The 19,286-nt window shown below is 65.9% G+C and carries 18 protein-coding genes; 3 read left to right on the top strand and 15 right to left on the bottom strand.

Annotated features, from left to right (window positions below; all coding sequences use genetic code 11):
- The first annotated feature begins 52 nt into the window (after positions 1-52).
- Positions 53-652 carry an NTP transferase domain-containing protein gene (locus OG203_RS28570; protein ID WP_405160348.1) on the top strand — a complete coding sequence of 200 codons (600 nt, stop codon included), beginning with the start codon at positions 53-55 and terminating at the stop codon, positions 650-652.
- 13 nt (positions 653-665) lie between these two features.
- Complete coding sequence (locus OG203_RS28565) at positions 666-1,694, top strand: XdhC family protein (protein ID WP_405160347.1); 1,029 nt, start codon at positions 666-668, stop codon at positions 1,692-1,694.
- Here the strand turns inward: OG203_RS28565 and OG203_RS28560 are convergent.
- From OG203_RS28560 to OG203_RS28545, 4 genes are all read right to left on the bottom strand, one after another.
- Positions 1,691-2,785: an ABC transporter substrate-binding protein gene (locus OG203_RS28560; protein WP_405160346.1), complete on the bottom strand. Its 1,095-nt coding sequence runs from the start codon at positions 2,783-2,785 to the stop codon at positions 1,691-1,693. The two genes, OG203_RS28565 and OG203_RS28560, sit on opposite strands and share 4 nt — an antisense overlap.
- 70 nt (positions 2,786-2,855) lie before the next feature.
- Positions 2,856-3,653 carry an ABC transporter permease gene (locus OG203_RS28555; RefSeq protein WP_405160345.1) on the bottom strand — a complete coding sequence of 266 codons (798 nt, stop codon included), beginning with the start codon at positions 3,651-3,653 and terminating at the stop codon, positions 2,856-2,858.
- 49 nt (positions 3,654-3,702) lie between these two features.
- A complete protein-coding gene (locus OG203_RS28550) occupies positions 3,703-4,449 on the bottom strand; it encodes an ABC transporter permease (protein ID WP_405160344.1) in 747 nt (248 codons plus the stop codon).
- Between the two features lie 121 nt (positions 4,450-4,570).
- Entirely contained in the window at positions 4,571-5,413 is an 843-nt protein-coding gene (locus OG203_RS28545; protein WP_405160343.1) for an ABC transporter ATP-binding protein, read from the bottom strand.
- A 127-nt stretch (positions 5,414-5,540) separates the two neighbouring features.
- Here OG203_RS28545 and pnuC point away from each other — a divergent pair, with 127 nt between their 5' ends.
- On the top strand, positions 5,541-6,257 hold the full coding sequence (pnuC, locus tag OG203_RS28540) for a nicotinamide riboside transporter PnuC (protein WP_405160342.1): 717 nt from the start codon (positions 5,541-5,543) through the stop codon (positions 6,255-6,257).
- A 74-nt stretch (positions 6,258-6,331) separates the two neighbouring features.
- Here the strand turns inward: pnuC and OG203_RS28535 are convergent, their stop codons facing one another.
- The 11 genes from OG203_RS28535 to OG203_RS28485 form a co-directional block, all read right to left on the bottom strand.
- Positions 6,332-7,075 carry a TetR/AcrR family transcriptional regulator gene (locus tag OG203_RS28535; RefSeq protein WP_405160341.1) on the bottom strand — a complete coding sequence of 248 codons (744 nt, stop codon included), beginning with the start codon at positions 7,073-7,075 and terminating at the stop codon, positions 6,332-6,334.
- Positions 7,076-7,083: 8 nt separating this feature from the next.
- Complete coding sequence (locus OG203_RS28530; RefSeq protein ID WP_405160340.1) at positions 7,084-8,625, bottom strand: cytochrome P450; 1,542 nt, start codon at positions 8,623-8,625, stop codon at positions 7,084-7,086.
- 166 nt (positions 8,626-8,791) lie between these two features.
- Positions 8,792-8,926 carry a hypothetical protein gene (locus tag OG203_RS28525; RefSeq protein WP_405160339.1) on the bottom strand — a complete coding sequence of 45 codons (135 nt, stop codon included), beginning with the start codon at positions 8,924-8,926 and terminating at the stop codon, positions 8,792-8,794.
- A gap of 56 nt (positions 8,927-8,982) precedes the next feature.
- Positions 8,983-9,774, bottom strand: coding sequence for a DeoR/GlpR family DNA-binding transcription regulator (locus tag OG203_RS28520; RefSeq protein ID WP_405160338.1), 792 nt, complete (start codon positions 9,772-9,774; stop codon positions 8,983-8,985).
- A gap of 114 nt (positions 9,775-9,888) precedes the next feature.
- Positions 9,889-12,018, bottom strand: a complete 2,130-nt coding sequence (locus OG203_RS28515) for a CocE/NonD family hydrolase (RefSeq protein ID WP_405160337.1) — start codon at positions 12,016-12,018, stop codon at positions 9,889-9,891.
- 168 nt (positions 12,019-12,186) lie between these two features.
- On the bottom strand, positions 12,187-13,809 hold the full coding sequence (locus OG203_RS28510) for an AMP-binding protein (RefSeq protein WP_405160336.1): 1,623 nt from the start codon (positions 13,807-13,809) through the stop codon (positions 12,187-12,189).
- 139 nt (positions 13,810-13,948) lie between these two features.
- A complete protein-coding gene (locus OG203_RS28505; protein ID WP_405160335.1) occupies positions 13,949-14,602 on the bottom strand; it encodes a TetR/AcrR family transcriptional regulator in 654 nt (217 codons plus the stop codon).
- 67 nt (positions 14,603-14,669) lie between these two features.
- The gene (locus OG203_RS28500) at positions 14,670-16,067 is read right to left on the bottom strand and encodes a lipase family protein (protein ID WP_405160334.1); all 1,398 of its coding nucleotides are present in this window, start codon (positions 16,065-16,067) and stop codon (positions 14,670-14,672) included.
- Between the two features lie 144 nt (positions 16,068-16,211).
- Entirely contained in the window at positions 16,212-17,120 is a 909-nt protein-coding gene (locus OG203_RS28495; RefSeq protein ID WP_405160333.1) for a carbohydrate ABC transporter permease, read from the bottom strand.
- Positions 17,117-17,998 (bottom strand): carbohydrate ABC transporter permease, encoded by an 882-nt coding sequence (locus tag OG203_RS28490; RefSeq protein ID WP_405160332.1) that lies wholly within the window; start codon positions 17,996-17,998, stop codon positions 17,117-17,119. The genes OG203_RS28495 and OG203_RS28490 overlap by 4 nt, the downstream gene beginning before the upstream one ends.
- 1 nt (position 17,999) lies before the next feature.
- Entirely contained in the window at positions 18,000-19,250 is a 1,251-nt protein-coding gene (locus OG203_RS28485) for an extracellular solute-binding protein (RefSeq protein WP_405160331.1), read from the bottom strand.
- Between the last annotated feature and the right edge of the window lie 36 nt (positions 19,251-19,286).

Below are 19,286 nucleotides of genomic sequence, written 5' to 3'. Positions count from 1 at the left end.
GCAGCACACTTCCGGCACGCGCGCGCACCGGTTCCGGGCTACCGTCGTAACCATGGCTGTACCCGATCGCCCGGCCGCCCCGCCCAGCTGCGCGGGCATCGTGCTCGCCGCGGGCGCCGGAACACGCTACGGACGGCCGAAAGCGCTGGCCGAGGGCGGTGCCTGGCTGCGCGGCGCGATGGCCGCGCTGCGCGAGGGCGGGTGCGATCCGGTGATCGTGGTGCTCGGCGCCACCGGCCCCGATCCGAGCCTGCTCGACCTCCCCGCCGACGTGCAACACATCTGGGCGGCGGACTGGGCCACCGGGGTCAGCGCGTCGGTCCGGGCCGGGCTGATCGCCGCCGCGCGCACCCCGGCGCGCTACGCCGCGATCATGCCGGTGGACACCCCCGACGTCGGCGCCGATGTGGTCGCCAGGGTCACCGCAGCCGCGTTCGCCTCATCGAGCGGCCTCGCTCGCGCTGTGTTCCACAACACACCCGGCCATCCCGTCGTGCTCGCCCACACCCACTGGACCTCGATATGTCAGGAGGCCGTAGGAGATTCAGGCGCGCGCACCTATTTGTCCCGCAGGGCAGATATGGTGTGCGTCACGTGCGACGATTTGGCGACGGGCGTCGATCGTGATTACCCGGCCTCGTCCGCACGCTGATCGGAGCGAGCTGATGCGGGACATCGTCGATGACCTACTGCGAGTGTGGCATTCCGGGCGCACCGGAGGCCTGGCCACCATCGTGCGCACGATGGGCTCCGCGTCCTTACCGATCGGCTCGGCGATGCTGGTAGACCCCGATGGCGGGGTCTACGGCGCGGTCACCGACGGCGGGCTCGAGGAGATCGCGTACGAGGCCGTGCTCCAGGCCGCGCGCACGGGTCGGCGCGCGCTGCACCGTTACGGCGTAGCTAACGCGGCGGAAGGCGGCTCGGACGGCGACGGCACGCTGGACGTGTTCACCGAACCGTTCTCGCGCAGGGACTTTCCCGAGTTTCCCCTCGTCGCCGCGGAGATCGCGGCGCACCGGCGGATCACCGTGTTCACCGTCGTGTGGAATTCCGACGCGGACCTGATCGGCCAGCACCTGGTCACCGACAAGAAGCACGGCACCGAGCTGCTCGCACTGCCGGATTCGGATGTATTCGTCGCGTCGTTCGCCCCGCCTGCGCGGCTGATCATCTTCGGCGCCAACTCTTTTGCCGCGGCGCTGACCGTGCAGGCCAAACTGCTCGGCTACCGGGTCACCATCTGCGACTCCCGCGAGAACTTCGCCAAACCCGAGAAGTTCCCCGGCGCCGAGGTGGTCGTCGACTGGCCGCACCGGTACCTGAACACGCTGTCCTCGGCGGGCGAAATCGACAGCGGCACCGGCATTGTCGTCACCTCGCACGACCCGAAGTTCGAGATCCCGCTGCTCACCGTCGCGCTTCGACTACCCGAGCTCGGATACCTCGGCGCCATGGGTGCGCGCACCGTGCATACCCAGCGCATGGAAGACCTACGGGCGGGTGGTTTCACCGAAGCCACCCTCGCCCGCCTGCATTCACCCGCCGGACTCGATCTCGGCGCACGCACCGCCACCGAGATGGCCGTCGCGATCGCCGCCGAGCTGATTGCCGCCAGGACCGAACAGTCCGGGCGGCACTCGCTGAACAACACCAGATCGCCGTTGAAAACCGTTGTCGGACTGAGCAGTTAGGTCTTCAGTCCCGGGTTCTCGGCGTACACCTCGCGCAGCACCGACAGGTCGAACAGCTGCTCCGCCTTGATATCGAGATCGGCGGCACGCAGCGCGGTGATGTTCTGCTCGATCAGCTTGTCGGTCATGGTCAGTAGCCCGTTGGCGGTCGCGTCCGCGGAGGTGATCAGATCGTTTTGCGCCGTAGCCTCTTTCGTCTGCTCGTCGAGGTCGAGCTTCTGATCCTTGCCGTACACCTCGACCGCGAGCCTGGCGGATTCGGCCGGGTTGGCCACCGCGTCCTTCCAGCCCTTGATCTCCGCGACGAGGAACGCCTTCAGTTTCTCCCGCTCCTTGTCGATGGTCGACTGCTTGACGGTGAGCGTCTCGGCCGTCAGCGGCAGGTTGTAGTCGGCGAACAGGAAGTGGGTGTTGGCGAATCCCTTGGCGGTCAAGGTGATCGGCTCGTTGGTCACGTAGCTGACCCAGCCGTCGACCTCGCCGTTGGCCAGCGGGGACGGATCGAACTGCGCGGGCACGATGGTGACATCGTTGGGCTTGAGGCCGTTGGCGGTGAGCAGGGCCTTGAAGATCAGCTGGTTGGTGTCCTGCACGCCGATCTTCTTGCCCTTCATGTCCTCGGGCGTCTTGATCGGCTTCGCGGCCGAGCTGACGATCGCGAAGGGGTTCTTCTGATAGGTGGTTGCGATGATCTTGCCGGGCAGGCCCTCCAGCACCGCCTTGGCGGTGGTCTGCGGGGCGGACAGGCCGAGCCAGATCTTTCCGGTGTCGAGCCCGGCCTCCACCGAGGTGCTCGCCGCACCGCCCGCGATGAGATTGACCGAGCCGAAACCGGCGTCCTTATAATAGCCCTTGCTGTCCGCGAAGTACTCACCGGCGAATTCGATGTTTTTCAGCCAGGACAGCTGCACCGCGACGGTGCCGAATTTGGAGCCGTCCGCGGTGGAACCGCCCGAGGAGTCGCTGGCATTGTCGCCGCAGGCGGCGAGCAGGCCGGTGCCGCCGAGTGCGGCGCCGGCCAGCGCGGAGTAACGAAGGAGAGACCGTCGGTTCAGTGTCGGCCCGAACGAAGAGCGTTGCACGGGTGTCATGCGCCGAATCTAGGTCGATTGCGTTTCATTTTCTTTACTTTGACGTTCCGGATATTGATTTGCTTGAATTTCACGACCTACCCGCCTCGGCGCCGAACCTGGCCAACACCAGATTCTCGATCACGCCGACGATCGCGTAGAGCAATACCGACACGATCGTGACGATGACGATCGATGACCACAGCTGGTTGTACTGGAACGTCGGGATGGCCCGAATCAGGCTGGCGCCCAACCCCGTTCCGCTGCCGAGCCATTCGCCGAGCAGCGCACCGATCAGCGCGCCGGGCACCGAGATCCGGGCCGCCGCGAAGACCGAGGGCAGCGCGGCGGGCACCGCGACCATCCGCAGCCCGGTCCAGGTGGACCCGCCGTACGCGGCGACCAGGTCGAGCGCCTCCCGTGGCGCGTTGCGCAACCCCGCCATGACCATCACCAGCGCCGGGAAGAACACCACGATCCCGGCGAGCACCGCGACACCGCCGAGCCCGCGACCGAACACCAGCACGATGATCGGGGCGAGCACGACAAGCGGCACCGAGCGCAGCAGCATCGCCACCGGCAGGAAGGTCTGTTCCACCGCGGCGAACGACACGAACAACGCGGCGACCACCAGCGCGGCCAGCATGCCGAGCCCGAACCCGATTGCCGCGTCCCGCAACGTGATCTGCAGATCGTCGATGATCCCCGCACGCGCGGCACTGGCGCCGGGCGAGGTCACCAGATAGCGCCAGATGTCTTCCGGCGACTTCCCCACCCGCGGCCCGACCTGTGGAAACGCCTTCAGGAAGACGTACCAGATCAACAGCATCAGCAGCAGCGAGGTGAACAACGGGAACAAGAACTTCCCGATCCGCAACACAACCTTCATCGCCCCTCCTCCGCGCCGCCCATAAAACCTTGCACACCAGGCTGTTTCGTCATCGCGCCGCCTGCGTAGTCCAGGGGGCGACGAGGCGGGCGGCCAGCGCGACGACCGCGTAGCCGAGACCGGCCAGTGCCGCGGCGGCCAGCGCCATCCCCCACGTGCGCGGCACGTTGTAGGCCGTCTGGGCGGCGGTCAGTGCGACACCGATGCCGCTGTCGACGCCGCCGAGGTACTCGCCGATGATCGCACCGAGCACCGCCGAGGGTGCCGCGATCTTCAACGCCGCGAACGTATTCGGCAGCGCCGAGATCAACTGCACCCGGTACAGCTGTTGCCAGCGCCCGCCGCCGTAGGCACGCACCAGATCCAGGCTTGTGCTATCCGCCGAGCGCAATCCGGTCACGGTGCCGACCATGGTGGTGAAGAAGCAGTACATCGCGGCAAGGAACACCGTCGGGGTGCGCCCGCCGAACACGACCAGGATGATCGGCCCGAGCGCGAGCAGCGGCGTGCAGTAACTCAGGATCGCCAGCTGCGTGGCGAGCGATTCGATCTGCGGAATCAGCATGATCAGGATCGCCAACGCGATGGCCATCCCGTTGCCCCACAGGAACCCCTTCAGCGCGCCGAGCGCGGTGATCCGGAAGTTGGGGCCGTAGAGCCCCCACCCGTCGGTGTACATGGTGTGCAGCACGGTCCACGGACTCGGCACGGTGCCGCCAGCGACACCGAGCGCGGCGAGCAGCCACCACACCCCGATCAGCCCGGCGACGCCGAGCAATCCGCCGATCCGCTTCATGCCCGGCCTCCCTGACCACGCCGGACGCAGATCGCGACCGACCGCATCGGCCGCCCGTAGGGACGCACCCGCTGCCAACCCGGCCTGGCCTGCCACTGGCAGCGGGCCGGTCGCTGTCCACTCATGCCTGCACCGCGCTGCCGGTCGACTTCCCGGCGTCGGCGCTGAGTGCGCCGCCGGTGCCGGACTTCCCGAACAGCAGCTCCGACAGGTAGTCGTGCAACTTGTGGAATTCGGGGGTGCGCATCATCTCCGGGGTGCGCGGGCGCGGCAGATCGATCTCGACCAGTTCCAGCACCCGGCCCGGTCGCGGACTCATCACCGCGACCACATCGGAGAGGAATACCGCCTCGGCGATGCCGTGCGTGACCATCAGCGTTGTCGCGGGTTTCTCCGTCCAGATCCGCAGCAGTTCCAGGTTGAGCCGCTGCCTGGTCATGTCGTCCAGCGCGCCGAACGGCTCGTCGAGCAGCAGCACGGTCGGCTTCACCACCAGCGCCCTCGCGATCGAGACGCGCTGGCGCATGCCACCCGACAGCTGGGCGGGCTTGGCCTTCTCGAAGCCCTCCAGCCCGACCAGCTGGATCAGGTCCTCGATCAGCGCCGGGTCCGGCGTGAGGCCCGCCACCTGCAACGGCAGCTTGATATTCGACTCCACCGAGCGCCACGGCAGCAGCGCCGAGTCCTGGAACGCGATGCCGAGTTCGTGACGGCGGACCAGCTCGGCGGGCGTCTGGCCGTCGATGAGCGTCTTGCCCGCGCTCGGCGTCTCCAGTCCGGCGAGGATGCGCAGGACGGTCGACTTGCCGCAGCCGGACGGGCCGAGTAACGACAGGAAGGTGCCCTGTTCGGTGTGCAGGTCGACGGAGTCGAGTGCCTCCACTGTCTTCCGGCCGACCCGGAAGGTTTTCGTCAACCCGCCGATGTGAATTCCGGTCCCCCCGGTACTGCTCTCCGTGCTCATGACCGTCACCCTAGAAGGGCTCCGTTGCACAGATATTGCGAATCGCGACCCCAGATTTCGCAATCGTTACGCGAACCCGCGTGCACACCGGATTTTCGATCGCCCCGAGCCGAAATCGCCTCGATGGATGACATCGGCAGGCGCGCTGGTTGCACAACAGGTGAACCCGATCGTCTCGCTGCTCGACGCCAAGCTGCACATCGCAGGCTCGGAGATCCTCTGGCGCGAGGTGATCGGCAACGGTTTCGGCCTCGCCTCCGCGCTTGGCGGCATGCGACGGCGGGTCTGGGCGTGGCCGATCGGCATCGCCGGGAACGCCCTGCTGTTCACCGTGTTCGTCGGCGGCGTCTTCAACACCCCGCAACACCTGAACATGGCCGGTCAAGCCGGACGCCAGCTGATGTTCATCGCGGTCAGCGTCTACGGCTGGTGGAGCTGGCATCGCCACGCCAACGAGACCGGCCTGGAACACCGCGGTGTCGAGCCGCGCTGGGCGAGCAATCGCGAACGCCTCATCCTCGTCGCGGCCATGCTCGTCGGCACGGCCGCCTTCGCCCAGCTCTTCGCGCTCATCGGCTCCTACGGCCCGTGGGCCGAGGCCTGGATCTTCACCGGCTCCGTACTGGCCACCTACGGCATGGCCCGCGGCCTAGCCGAGTTCTGGCTCATCTGGATCGCCGTCGACATCGTCGGCATCCCCCTACTGGTAAAAGCCGGCTATTACCCTTCGGCAACTTTGTATTTCGTCTACGCGGGCTTCGTAGCCTGGGGCTTCGTAGTCTGGATGCGAAGCATTCGCCCGGCGGTCACACCCGACGCCGTACCGGTGTCTGCAACGCCCTGACGCGTAGTCCGTCGAGCAGGACGACGACTCGATCAACCGCCTAGGTGCGGGATTCGCCTGGGCGAGTGGCGCTTTCAGTCTTGCTGGGCGGCGGCGTCGGCGAAGAGCTTGGCGAGGGTTTCGGCGATGTTGGCGGATCGGTCGAAGTGGTAGCCGCGGTCGGCGGCGTGGCCCGCGAAGAGGTGCCAGGCGGAGGAGGTGAGCATGCGGGCGATGGTTTCCTGGTCGGGGCGTTGGGCTTCGGGGGTGCCGATGTACTGCGTGACAATGCCTTCCACCAGGCCGACGAGTCCGTAGACGAGCGGGCGATACGGTTCTACGTCGATGGCGAGCATGCCGGTCCATGACGAAAACTGTTGCCACAGCGTCTCCGCGACCCGGTGCCTGCCGATGCTGAGGCTGGTTTCCTCGGTCGAATGCCCGTGTACCGGCCCGTGCTGTCCGAACCGGTAGAGATGGGGATGTTCCGACGCCCAGCTCACCACCCGGCGCATCACCTCGTGGAACAGCTCTTCGGCGGTCTTGGCCGGATCGAGCACGAGCAGCGACTCCACCTCGGCCACATAGTGATCCAGGATGTACTCGCGAACCTTGGCGTCCAGGTCTTCCCGATTGTCGAACTGCCGGTAGACCACCGAGCGGGCCAGTCCGGCTCGCTCGGCGATCTGCTGGATCGATATCTCGGCGGTGGGGCCGTTCTCCTCGATCAGCGCGACGGCCGCCTCGAGGATCTGCGCCTGCCTGGTCGAATTGTGTTCATCCCACCGCTGTCCGCCCGAGCGCCTGCGATGGCTGCGCATGTGGGCGGGCGGTTTCACGGATCCGACTATACGGCGGTGTCCGCGCGCTCCAGTTCCGGCAGGAACCGAGGCCGCATCGGCAGCGGCCCGTCCGGACCACCGGTGAACGAGATCTGCCGTCGCACCCGCTGATCCGACACCGCGTCGAATTGCAGCTGCTGAGCGAAGGTGGCGACCACGAGCGCGGCCTCCATGTTCGCGAATCCCGAAGCGACACACATTCTTTTGCCGGCACCGAACGGCATGGTGGCCCGCTTGTGTTCGCGCTCAACGTTTTCCGGCAGGTATCGACTCGGATCGAACTCGTCCGGGCGATCCCAGACCCGCTGATTGTGGTGCGAACCATGGATCAGCGTGATCACCGTGGTACCCGGCTTGATCAGGTAACCGCCAAGCGCGTCCGCTTCTTTCGCCGTCCTGGCCAGCCCGACCACCGGCGGCAACACCCGCATGGTCTCGGCGACAACGGCCTGCGTCCACGGCAGCCGATCGAGGTCGGCGGCGGTGGCCGGACGCGAGCCGAGCACCGAGCGCACCTCGTCGCGCAGTCGCTCGCGGGCCTCGGGATGCTCGGACAGCATCTGCCACACCCAGGCAAGCGCGGTCGCGGTGGTTTCCATACCAGCGCCGATGAACGTCATCAGCTCGTCGTGGATCTCCTGATCGGTGTATTTGTAACCGGTTTCGGGATCGGAGGCATCGATCAGCGCGGCGAGCAGATTGTCCTTGCGAGTGATCCGCCCCGCGCGATGATCGGCGATCAGCCCGTCCACCACGCCCTCGGCGTGCCGCAGATCCCGCATGCTGCGCGGCTCGATCACCCACCCCGCGGCCCGCATGACCCGCATCGGCAGCCGCGAATTCCCGGCATCGTCGCGATGACGCCCGCGTTTGTGCAGCCAGGTCGCGACGTGATGCAGCGGATGGCTGAGGTTCGTCATGAAGCCGCGTCCGAAGAACCGCAACAACCGGTAGAGCACCACCTCCGACATCGGCCCGGTGATATCGGTGCCGAACATCGTCCGCGACGTGACATCCAAAGTGAGCCGGTTCATTTCGGCGTTGACATCGACAACACCACCATCGGCCGACAGCTCCCGAATCCGCGCGACGGCATCCCTGGCGGCCTCGACCATCACCGGCGCGAACCCATCCACGTTGCGCTTGGCGAAGATCGGCTGCACCAACCGCCGATTACGCTGCCACAGTTCATCATTCAGATCGGTCACCAGCCCGCGCCCGAAGGCCACCGCGAGCATGTCGTAATCCGGACTCTTCGTGTAGTTGTTCTGATTGGTCACCAGCACGTGCCGGGCCAACTCCGGGCTACGCACGATGACGAACTTCGCGAACGGCACCCTGGCGACGAGCACGTCGTCCTGGCCGGGGAAGTTGGTCACATAGTCGAGCACGGTGTGATCACGCACCCTTGGCAGGATTCCCAGCGACAACCGCACCGACTGCCACCAGGTCACGGGCGTGCTGTGCCAGCGGATGAACGTCGGCGCCCAACGGGGCGGGTGCAGCTTCGAATCAACGGCGGGATCAGCGGAATCGACATCGGCCATAGCGGGCTCACCTTGCCTACACACTTACATGGGACGTGCTGTCCCACTCAGAGTAGTGAGACACCGTGACCCGGTCAATGGGTGAACACCGCCGATCGACCTACCCGAGAAACAGCACAGCCCGGCAGGCCACCGACGACCTACCGGGCTGCGGGAGTCACGACTACTAGTTGGGCGTATCGCCCTCGTAGTCCATATCCGACGCCTGATCTTCGGTGGAAGACGAGTCGTCCTGCTGGTCAGCGTCGTCACGGTCCACTTCGGCGTCATCGGATGAGGTCGTACCGGGTTCAGTGGTCATGGCCTCGAACATGCCCGGCGCGGCCGCCTTCAAACAGGGCGACGGCATCAATCGCGCTACACCACGTCGACCCGGACCCCGGTCGCGCGAATCGCGGCGACCGCCGCCGGGTCCGCGTCGGTATCGGTGACGAGCACGTGCACCTGCTCGATGCTGCAGATGCGGGCCAGTGCGGTGCGCTCCAGCTTGTCGGCCGTGGCGACGACCAGCACGTGCCCGGAACGCCGCACCATCTCGGTGGTGACCCCGGCCTCATCGATATGCCTGCACTGCGCGCCGCCCTCGGCGGAGATCGCGTTCACGCCGAGGATCAGCTCGTCAAGGCGCAGTTCGGCAAGCGCGCGTTCAGCGAGGGGGCCGTGCAGTTCGTAGGATTCGCGGCGCGCGACGCCGCCGAGCACGACGGTGCGCATATGCGGGCGCAGCACCATCTCCCCCGCGATATTGAGCGCGTTGGTGACGATGGTCAGCTGCTCGTCGCCGGTCATCCCGAGATCGGTCCGCCCGGCCAGCGCCCGCGCCACCGCGGTGGTGGTCGTGCCGCCGTTCATCGCGATGACCGCGCGCGGATCCACCAGGGACGCAGCATGTTCCGCGATGCGGGTCTTCGCCTCACCGCCGGTCTGCCGGTAGCGGGCGGGCAGGTCGTAGGCGACCGAGGTCGCGACCACGCCGCCGTGTGTTCTGGTCGCCAGCTGTTGTTCGGCGAGCGCGGTGAAGTCGCGACGCACGGTCGCCGAGGACACGCCGAGCCGCTCGGCGGCCTCCTCCACCGAGAGCCTGCCGGATTCGGCGAGCAGTTCGAGCAGCCGGTTCCACCGCTGCGGTCGGTCGGTCGGTCCGGTCATCGCACACCCGCCCGGACCCGACCTGCTGTTATACGTGGCACGCCAACCATCTGATCACAGGCACGCTGCCGAACGTAGAGATTCCGGTACGGCAATGCCAAGCCGGGCACCGCCTCAGCGGTGCGTGGCGGACGCCGCGGCCAGCGGAATCGTGAGGAACGAGGCCGCCGCTTCGGTGCGCTGGATGTCGTAGACGCCACCGAGCAGCACCGGATAGTCCTTCGGGTTGAAGATGTGGGTCGGCGCGTCACCGGAGCCGATCGTGACCTGCAACCGGTGGCCGGGCTGGAAGACGTGGAAGGCCGGGCGGACCTTGACGTTGTACTCGGTCACCTGCCCGGGGACCACCGGCAGCATCGACTCCCTCGTGCCGGGATGGAACGCGCCGAGCACACTGCCGTCCTTGGACCGCCACGTCCGGTCCTCGTCCAGCGCGCGGAAGTTTCCGGCGAGCTGGCCGTCGGTCAACGCGATGGCCGTGCCGTCCGGCGCGATGTCCTGCACAGTCACGCTGAACGCCGAGGCGGGCGTGCTCGAAGTGGCGAACAGGGTGGCGCCGATCGGACCGCCGAGCACGGTCGGCTCGGTGAAGGCATCGGTGGTGTACTGCGGATTGTCCAGCAGCCCAGGCACATCCGGATGGGCGGGGAACTGTGCGCAGGGGTCGTCGACGCCGGCCATGGTGGTGAGCAGCTCGTACACCCCGGAGAAGTTGCGGGAGAACGAGGAGTTGCAGATGGTGCCGCCATTGACCGGGCTGAACGTCACCCGATCCGAACCCGACTGCGCCACCGGATGATCCGGCGTCAGTCGGCCACCGGCCTCCAGATACAGGTTCTGCGTGCGAGTTTCGCGCATCGGATAGGTGGCGCTCTCGATCACGTTGCCATTCACGTCGATCGCGTGCAGCGGCGTCTTCGTCTCGTCGATGCCGTTGCGGTCGTCCTTCAACCACCGATCGAACCAGGCCAACTCGATGGCGTGCATATCGATATCGGTATTGCGCTGCACGCCGGGCTGCACGTGAAACCAAGGGCCGGTGAGCATTTGGAAGCGGCCGCTGGACGGCGCGTCCGCGGGCATCGGCCCATTGTGCGAGCGTCCGGCGAAGGCGTTCTGCAATCCGGCGAAGGTGCGCGGGGTGCCGTCCTGCAGCAGGTCGTACTGGCCGCCGATCAGGTAGGTCGGAATGCCGTTCGCCGCAATCTGTTCCACCACATTGTCGATCGCGCGCGACTCCCAGTACGGGCCGTTGTACGCCTTGTCGCCGTCGAGCAGCGCGTTGAATACCGAGTTCCAGGTGCCGTCCGCGCGGAAGTGTGAGATCAGGTGGTCGACGAACACGCTGGCCATCTTGTCCGGCTCCCGAAACAACCCGAGGATCGGATCGAGCTGTGGCAGCAGGGTGATCGGGAATTGCAGCATGGAGGCAAGGAAGGCGGTGTTGTAGAACCCGTCGTGGTCGAGCAGATCCTGGAACGCGTGGTTGCCTGGCATCAGCGGGAACAGCGCCTTGACCGGCGAATTCGGTTCCAGCACACCGGCGGTGAAGAGTTCGCTCATCCCGAGGTACGACAAACCCCACAGGCCGATCTCGCCGGTCGAGTTCGGCAGCCCGGCGGCCCAGTGGATCACCCGCTTGGAGTCCTCCCGTTCCTGCGGTTGCAAGATGCTCCACTGGCCGCCCGACGATCCGGTGCCGCGAATGTCGACGATCACGCTGATGTAGCCGCGCTTGACGAAGTAGTCGCCATAGCCCGCCGCGTCGCTGATCTGCTTGGCCACGTCGATGACGCTCGGCAGTGCGTTCTGCAGCATGGGGCCGAGTCCGTCGTAGGACAGCAGCCGCACGAAACCGGCGCTGTCCTTGCCGTATGCCGTCTGGGTCAACATGATCGGGAACGGGCCGGTTGCCGGTGCACCGGAGGCGGCGGTCGGATACCGAACGTCCGCGCGCAGCACCACGCCGTCCGCCATCGGCAGTTCGACGTTCTTCTGTTCGCCGACGCCGTAGCGCTCGGGCCCCGGATTCCACCCCTCGGGTAATCCGGTACGGGCGTCGGCCTTCGGAAACTCGCTGGTGGACAACGGATCCGCGAGCGCGAACGGGGTGGCCATCGGCAGCACCGAGGACACCGCGAGCACGCCGAGGGCGACCACGACTCGGGCCACGGTCGAGGCCACGGCTAGTCCGTGCCGCTTGCGGTGCGCGACATGCCCTTTCGGCCAACTATCGATCATCATTGATCACCCATCGATCCCGTGAGCGACGGTTGCACCTGCTCACGATCGTTTTCCGGTTCGACGTCGGCGTCGACCGCCGAGGTATCGACGGTTACGACCGGCCATATTGGTCAGTTATATTTTCAGATGAATCGAAGGATGTCTACACCGTGTCCCAGACGATTTCGATCAGTTCGCGGTGAGGTCTCGCCGCAACAGTTTTCCGGTGCTGGTGCGCGGGAGCTCATCGACGAAGGTGACATCGCGCGGCACCTTGAACCGGGCCAGATTCGCCTTCACGTGGGCGCGGACCGCGTCGGCGTCCAACTCTTGATCGGGATGCCGCACCACGAAAGCCGCGAGCCGCTGGCCGAATTCGTCGTCGGGCACCGCGACGATCGCCGCCTCGGCGATGGCCGGATGGGCGTACAGCAACTCCTCGACCTCGCCGGGAAAGACGTTCTCGCCGCCGGAGACGATCATGTCGTCGTCGCGTCCGTCGATGAACAGCCGTCCGCCCGAATCCCAGTGCCCCACATCGCCGGTGGACAGCAAGCCGTCGATGCTGTCCTTGTTGCCGCCGCCGGAGTACCCGGCGAACGACAGCAGGCTGCGCACGTAAATGGTGCCGCGCCCGCCCGGTTCGGTGACCACCGCGCCGTCCGCGTCGTAGAGCCGGACCGTACACACCGTCGGTGGCCTGCCGACCGTCCCGGACGCCGCCCGCCAATCCTCGGGCGTGGCAATGGCGGCGACGCCAACCTCGGTCGAGCCGTAGAAGTTGTAGAGCACGTCGCCGAACACCTCGGTGGCCGAATCACCCAGTGCGGCAGGCAGTGCCGAGCCAGCACTGAAAACGATACGCAGACTGTCGGTGTTGTACTCGGCCACGACCCCTGGGCCGAGGTCGAGTATTCGACGCAGCATCGTCGGTACGAGGACGAGCACCTGCGCCTGATGATCGGCGACGTCGGCCAGGGTCGCCTCGGCGTCGAATCGCCTGCGCAGCACCACCGTCGAGGCCAGCGACAGCGCCAGGATGAACTGGTTCAGCGCGGTGCCGTGAAACAGCGGGGCGGCCAGCACCAGGGTCTGATTGCGGCGCAACGGAATCCGCTCCAGTAGCGCGGCCGCCGCGAGCGGTGACTTGACCTCGCGCGGTACACCTTTCGGCGTCCCGGTGGTCCCGCCGGTCAGCAGCACGAAGCCGCCCTGCCGCGGTGGCGGCGCCAGCTCGGCCGTGTCGTTGGCCGCGATCAGTTCGGCGACGGTCGCGATGCCGTCGACCCCGATGCCGTCGTGCACGGCGAGCACCCGTCGGACCTCCGACGGCAACACCTGCAGCAGGTCGGTGAATTCCTGGTCGTACACCACGACATGCACGCCTTCGCGCGCCGCCACATCGGCCAGCTGCGGTCCGGCGAACCCGGTATTGAGCAACACCAGCCGCGCACCGATCTTCGCGGCGGCGAGCATGGTGTCCACCAATTCGCGCCGGTCCCGGATAAGCGCGGCGACGGTGTCGCCCGGCCCGATGCCGAGCGCGGTGAAGCCGCGGGCCAGCGCGTTACCGCGCGCCTCTAGCTCTCGGTAGGTGAGCGGCCCGAGCTCATCGATCACCGCCACCCGGTCGGGCTCCCGCCGTGCCGACATCCGCACCGGCCCGGCGATGCCGCCGAACTGACGGACCGCACGCGAAGCCCGGACCAGGTCGGCCGGTGCGAGCAGGTTGAGCACACCGGCGCGTTGCAGCACGCCCACCGAATGCAGATTGACCACCAGCGCGCGAACGGCACTTCCGATGGAGGACATGAACACTCCGTCCAGAGAATCGTCGACGCCCTCGAACAAGGGCGTCGACTCGACTGTAGGAGATTCACTCCAATTCGGCAAGATATCTTTTCAGATGATTGATCTAGCCGAACCTTCAGCCAGTTACCTGAGTTTCAGATCAGGTGAGGGCGAGCCCGGAATTCACGAAATACGCGATCTCTTCGCATATTTCGTCCACGCTGATCACCGAATCGGGCAGCGTGCTCTGCACCAATTCCTGGGCGAGCGAGTTCACCGCGCCGATCACCGCGAGCGCGAAAAGATCGAAACGCCGCGGCTTTGCCTCGCCACGCTCGACACCGCGTTCGGCTTCGCTGATGATCAATGAGGAGAGCAGGCGCCGCTGATCTCTGCGCCACTCTTCGACCGCCTGGCTCACACCGACCACTTCGACATAACAGACCCTGGCCGATCGATGATCCGCACAGGTCACCGAGAGATAAGCGCGGAAGCCCTCGACCACTCTCGTGGACAGCGGATCGTTCTCGGTTTTCGCCAATGCCTCCAATGCCCGCTCGACCGCGTGCGAGGTGGTCCGGTTGACCAGCGCGATCAGCAAAGCCTCACGGCTGCCCATATCTTCGTAGAAACTGCGCGTGGAAACATTAGCGACCGCGCACAGGCGCTCGATGGAAGTGGCCGCGTACCCCTGGGTCCCGAACAATTCGAGGGCGGCATCGATCAATCGGGTCCGCCGCTGCGCCACCCGTTGTTCCCGCGACAGCCCGCCGTAGCTGCGACCATCCTTCGATTCTTCTTCCCGCCGTGCCACCGTTCGATGCTACCCGCTGACCCGCCGCGACCCCGGCACGGACATCGGTCCGCGCCGGGAACGACGACTACTGGTGCTGGCCGATGGCATAGCCGACGAGGGCCTGCGCCATGGGCGGCAGAATCTCCGACAAGGCCTGTCCGAACTGCGGTTCCCCGACCGTGCTCACCGGACTGGTAATCGAGCAACCAGCGGGTGCGGCGACACCGTTGAGCCGATCCTTCAGCCAATAGAACGCGCCGGGCAGATGCGAGAGGACACCGGAGATATGTTCGGCGGCGAATTCCCGAACATAGGTCACGCTCGGCGCGCCCTCGCCGCAATACTTCCGCACTGTCGCGTCGGTGCCCGCGATCGGAATGAGCTCATCATTCTGCGCGTGATAGAAGTAGATCGGCACGGTCGGCTTCTGCTGTCCGAGTGAGTTATCCGCGATCGCTTCCCGAATCTCCGGCAGCGATAACGGATCACCGCCCTGGAAAGTGCCGAAGTAGTTGAATCCGGGGAACAGGATGGCGCCCTGCGGATGGCACAGCACCTTCTTCGACGCCATGACGAATTGCCCGAGGGGATCGACCCGTTCGCGCATCACCCGTTGCATTTCCGGGTATTCGGTCGAGATACCGACGATCGCGGCCGAGATGAGCCCGGCATAGACGCCGCCATTGTTGTGCCGCACCACCCCGGCGTAGTCGCCCGCCGCGACACCGCCCGCCGCGATGCCGACGATACTCAGTTCGGGCGCGTAGCTCTGCTTGATCTCCGGGACGAAGGCCGACGGAATCGTCCCGCCCGAATAACCCCACAGCGCCGCCGGTGTCTGCGGCCCACTCAGCTGCGCGGGCGCGAAGTTCTCCGCGGCACGAATACCGTCGAGGGTCGCCTGCGCGTTCATCCGCGAGGCGCCGTACGCCGAATTCGGGCCCTGATAGTCGGGCATCGCGACCGTCCAGCCCTGTCCGAGCCCCGCCGCGATCGGGATCAGCGTCTCCGCCGCGTTCACGTAATCGACTGGGATGGCGCCGGATTGGGCCACATACGACGGGGCACAGTATTGCGCGACGCTGTCCTCGGCGATCTGATACGACAGCAGCTTCGACCCGCCCGCTGGCGCGGGGCCACGCGGCTTCAGGATCGTGGTGACCGTCGAGATCGGCTCACCGTGACTGTTGGTGGTGCGGTAAAGCAATTGCCACGCATCGACATTCAGCTGCAGGATGCCCATGAACGCCGGATAGATCGCCCGCGCGCGCAGGATCTCGCCTGGCTGTGCCGCGGCGACCACCCCCGCCGCCGGTTTGTAGAAGTCATCGAGTTCAGGTGGCAGGGTGAGCGCGGGTGCCGGTTCGATCCGAACACCCTGCTGCTCTTCCGGCGCCGCCTGCCCCGAACCAAGTGCCGTCCACGCCGCCATCAGCGCGATGACGCCGAGGACGACGACGCGCCCACCATTGCGCACGCTCATCGAAGTGCCTTCCCGTTACCGCTCGTTACCGATACTGGTAAGGGATATTTTCAGATAACCGGTGAGATGTCCAGACTCAGACCGTGTGTCGGTTCACAACGCGCCAAACGGCGGGTGGTGTGGCACACCACCCGCCGGGGCGACTTACTTGACGCTGCCCGCGGTAAGACCCGCGACGAGGCGCTTTTCGATGAAGGCGAACAGGATCACGACCGGGATGATGCCGACCGTGGATATAGCGAACACGTATTGCCACGAGGTGTCGTACTGACCGATGAACTTGGTCAGCGCCACCGACAGCGGCTGATTCTCGGGGGTGGTCAGCACCACCAGGCTGGCGGCGAACTCGTTCCAGCAGGAGACAATGACGAAGATCGTCGCGGTGACGATGCCGGGCCACACCAGCGGCAGGCTCACCCTGACCAGGATCTGCCAGCGACTCAGCCCGTCCAGCATCGCGGCCTCCTCGATCTCCACCGGAATGGAGGCGAAGAAGCTGTGCAGAATCCACACCGCGAACGACAGGTTGAACGCCGCGTTCACCAGGATCATCGCCAGCCAGGTGTCGTTGATGCCGAGCGCGAAGAACTCCCGGATCAGACCGGTCACCAGCACGGTCGGCTGCAACATCTGGGTGATCAGCACCAGGCCGAGGAACACCGCGCGACCCGGAAACTTGTGCCGCGCCGTGTAATACGCGGCCGGAATGGCGACGAGCAGCACGAGCACCGTGGCGCACACCGAAATGATCACCGTGCTCGCCAGATTGAACGGCAGCGGCGTTTCCGGTGTGCTCCACATGGTGGCGTAGTTGTCCGGATGCCACGTCTCAGGGAGGTATGTCGGTGGGATGCGCAGGATTTCGGCACGGCTCTTCAGCGATCCGAGCACCATCACGATGAACGGCAGCAGGAAAAGCACGGCCAGCACGACGCCGACCGCGGTCAGTTCCCAGCGACGCCGCTTCGTTCGAGTACCGGAACGCTCAGCCGAGTCACCGGCTTTCACCGCACCGGTGACCTTCTCGAGGTGCGCGATATCCGCCGCGGTCATCCGTCGACCTCCTGAGTCGGCCGGATCACCTTCACGTAGATCGCGATGATGACGATGATCAGCACGAAGTTCAGCACGCTCATCGCCGCGGCCGTGTCGACCTGCTGATTCTGCCGAATCAGCTTGAACATCAACGTGGTTGTGGTGTCGGCCTGGAAACCCGCGATGCTGCCGGTGATCACCTGCAGAATCGGCAACGAGTTGAACGAGTTGATGATGTTGATGATCGTCGCCACCGCGATGGCCGGACGCAGCTGCGGCAGCGTGAGAAAGCGGTAGCGCTGCCACGAACTCGCGCCGTCGACCCGGCCCGCCTCACTGATCTCAGCCGGAATCGATTGCAGCCCAGCCAGAATCGTGTAGGTGGTGAACGGGATCGAGACGAACACCGCGACACCGATCGCCACAAGGAACGCGGGCGTCGGCTGCTTGGTGAAGCCGTAACCCCGGTCGAGCAGGCCGATATCGACCAGGAAGCGGTTGGCGATGCCGACGTCGGGATCGAGCATGTAGTAGAAGATCGTCGTCGTCATCACGACCGAGGCCGCCCACGGCACCAGGATCGCCATCCGCACCGCGGTGCGGCCTGGGAAATCCTTGTTGAGGAATTGGGCGAGTGCCGCCGAGAGCACCAGGGTGATCAGCACAACGGCGACAACCCAGATCACCGTATGTGCCAGAACGGATCCCAGCTCGGAGATCCCGAACAGGGTGCGGAAGTTCGCCAGGCCCGCCGCGCCTCGGTCTTGACCGTAGGCGTTCAGATCCCTGGTGCTCGTCCACACCATGTAGCAGGCGGGAAAGGCGACGATAGCCGCGATCAAGACCAGCGCGGGCCCGATCCACGGTATCGCCGCCAGAGTTCCTTTCCGTCGCACGCTATTTCGCGGCTTCCTGAATGCGCTGCAAGACCTGGGCCGGGTCGGTGCCCTGGGCGATGGTGCCGATCTGCTGGCGGATGGCGCCTTGCGCCGCAGCCCATTTCGGGTTGTTGCTCGGGTAGAACTTGGCCACCGCGAGGGTCGAACCGAAGGCCTTGGTCACCGGGTCCGAGGCCAGCTTGGCGGCCGCGGTGTTGGTGATCGGGATGAAGCCCTCGGTCGAGACGAACTTCGAGTAGACGTCGGCGCCGTAGAAGAAGTCGAGGAACTTCTTGATCGAGTCCGTCTTCTTGCCGTCTTTCTTGAACGCCATCAGGTGATCGGCCACGCCGAGCGTCACCGGGGTGCCTGACTTGGTCGGCGTCGGCGCGGTCGAGTACTTCAGACCGGGGTTCTTCGCGGTGATCTGGCTGATGTTCGGGGGCAGGCCCTCGATCATGCCGATCTTGCCCTGGATGAACGCGTTGATGACGTCCTTGCGGTCGGTCGCGCCCGGATTCGGCTGGGTGACACCGGCATCGGCGATCTCACGCATCGCGCGCACGCCGTCGAGGTTCGCCGGGGTGTCGATGGTGAGCTTGTCACCGTCGGCCCACTGGCCGCCCGCACCGAAGGTCCAGATGGACGTCTCGCCCTGCGCTTCCTCGCTGCCGAGCGGCAGACCGTAGCCGGAGACGCCACCGCCGAGCGCCTGGATCTTCTTGGCCGTGTCGGTGAGCTCGGCCCAGGTCTTCGGCGGCGCGGTGACGCCAGCCTTGGCGAACAGGTCGGTGTTGTAGAACAAGGTGCGCGTCGAGGCGAACAGCGGCAGCGCGAACTGGGTGCCGTTCAGCGACGCGTTCTTCGCGAAACCGGGCTGAATGTCCGAAAGCACCTGCGGGGAGACGACTTCGGAGGCAGGGTAGAGCTGTCCGTCGCTGGCGAAGCTGGCGTAAGCATCGATATTGAGGATGTCCGGCGTGGTCGATTTCGACTGGAGCTTGGTACGCACCACGTCGTTGATCGAGTTCCAGGACTCGATCTGCAGGTTCACCTTGATATCGGGGTTCTGCTTCTGGAAGTCCGCGATGATCCCGTCCCACAGCGCCTTCGTACCGTTGGCCCCGTCACTGTAGGCCGGGGCTAAGAAGTTGATCGTGGTGTCGGAGTCGGCGTTATCTTTCGAGCCGAACCCACAGGACGAGATCGCCAGCGCAAGGCCGGTGACCATCGCGACCCCCGCAAGCACGCCGTGGAGTGGTCTTTTCACGAGTAGAACCTTTCAAATTTGCACACCGGGCGCCAC

The sequence above is a fragment of the Nocardia sp. NBC_01499 genome (assembly GCF_045040275.1).
In the GTDB taxonomy this organism is placed as follows: domain Bacteria; phylum Actinomycetota; class Actinomycetes; order Mycobacteriales; family Mycobacteriaceae; genus Nocardia.
Note: the sequence above shows the minus strand (reverse complement) of the source record. Positions and strands in the feature narration are given on the sequence as shown.

What these genes read in the sequence shown, in the direction of transcription:
- OG203_RS28570 (WP_405160348.1), top strand. Translation starts at nt 53, where the DNA reads ATGGCTGTACCCGATCGCCCGGCCGCCCCGCCCAGCTGCGCGGGCATC.
- OG203_RS28565 (WP_405160347.1), top strand. Translation starts at nt 666, where the DNA reads ATGCGGGACATCGTCGATGACCTACTGCGAGTGTGGCATTCCGGGCGC.
- OG203_RS28560 (WP_405160346.1), bottom strand. Translation starts at nt 2,785, where the DNA reads ATGACACCCGTGCAACGCTCTTCGTTCGGGCCGACACTGAACCGACGG.
- OG203_RS28555 (WP_405160345.1), bottom strand. Translation starts at nt 3,653, where the DNA reads ATGAAGGTTGTGTTGCGGATCGGGAAGTTCTTGTTCCCGTTGTTCACC.
- OG203_RS28550 (WP_405160344.1), bottom strand. Translation starts at nt 4,449, where the DNA reads ATGAAGCGGATCGGCGGATTGCTCGGCGTCGCCGGGCTGATCGGGGTG.
- OG203_RS28545 (WP_405160343.1), bottom strand. Translation starts at nt 5,413, where the DNA reads ATGAGCACGGAGAGCAGTACCGGGGGGACCGGAATTCACATCGGCGGG.
- pnuC (WP_405160342.1), top strand. Translation starts at nt 5,541, where the DNA reads ATGACATCGGCAGGCGCGCTGGTTGCACAACAGGTGAACCCGATCGTC.
- OG203_RS28530 (WP_405160340.1), bottom strand. Translation starts at nt 8,625, where the DNA reads ATGGCCGATGTCGATTCCGCTGATCCCGCCGTTGATTCGAAGCTGCAC.
- OG203_RS28525 (WP_405160339.1), bottom strand. Translation starts at nt 8,926, where the DNA reads ATGACCACTGAACCCGGTACGACCTCATCCGATGACGCCGAAGTGGAC.
- OG203_RS28520 (WP_405160338.1), bottom strand. Translation starts at nt 9,774, where the DNA reads ATGACCGGACCGACCGACCGACCGCAGCGGTGGAACCGGCTGCTCGAA.
- OG203_RS28515 (WP_405160337.1), bottom strand. Translation starts at nt 12,018, where the DNA reads ATGATGATCGATAGTTGGCCGAAAGGGCATGTCGCGCACCGCAAGCGG.
- OG203_RS28510 (WP_405160336.1), bottom strand. Translation starts at nt 13,809, where the DNA reads ATGTCCTCCATCGGAAGTGCCGTTCGCGCGCTGGTGGTCAATCTGCAT.
- OG203_RS28500 (WP_405160334.1), bottom strand. Translation starts at nt 16,067, where the DNA reads ATGAGCGTGCGCAATGGTGGGCGCGTCGTCGTCCTCGGCGTCATCGCG.
- OG203_RS28495 (WP_405160333.1), bottom strand. Translation starts at nt 17,120, where the DNA reads ATGACCGCGGCGGATATCGCGCACCTCGAGAAGGTCACCGGTGCGGTG.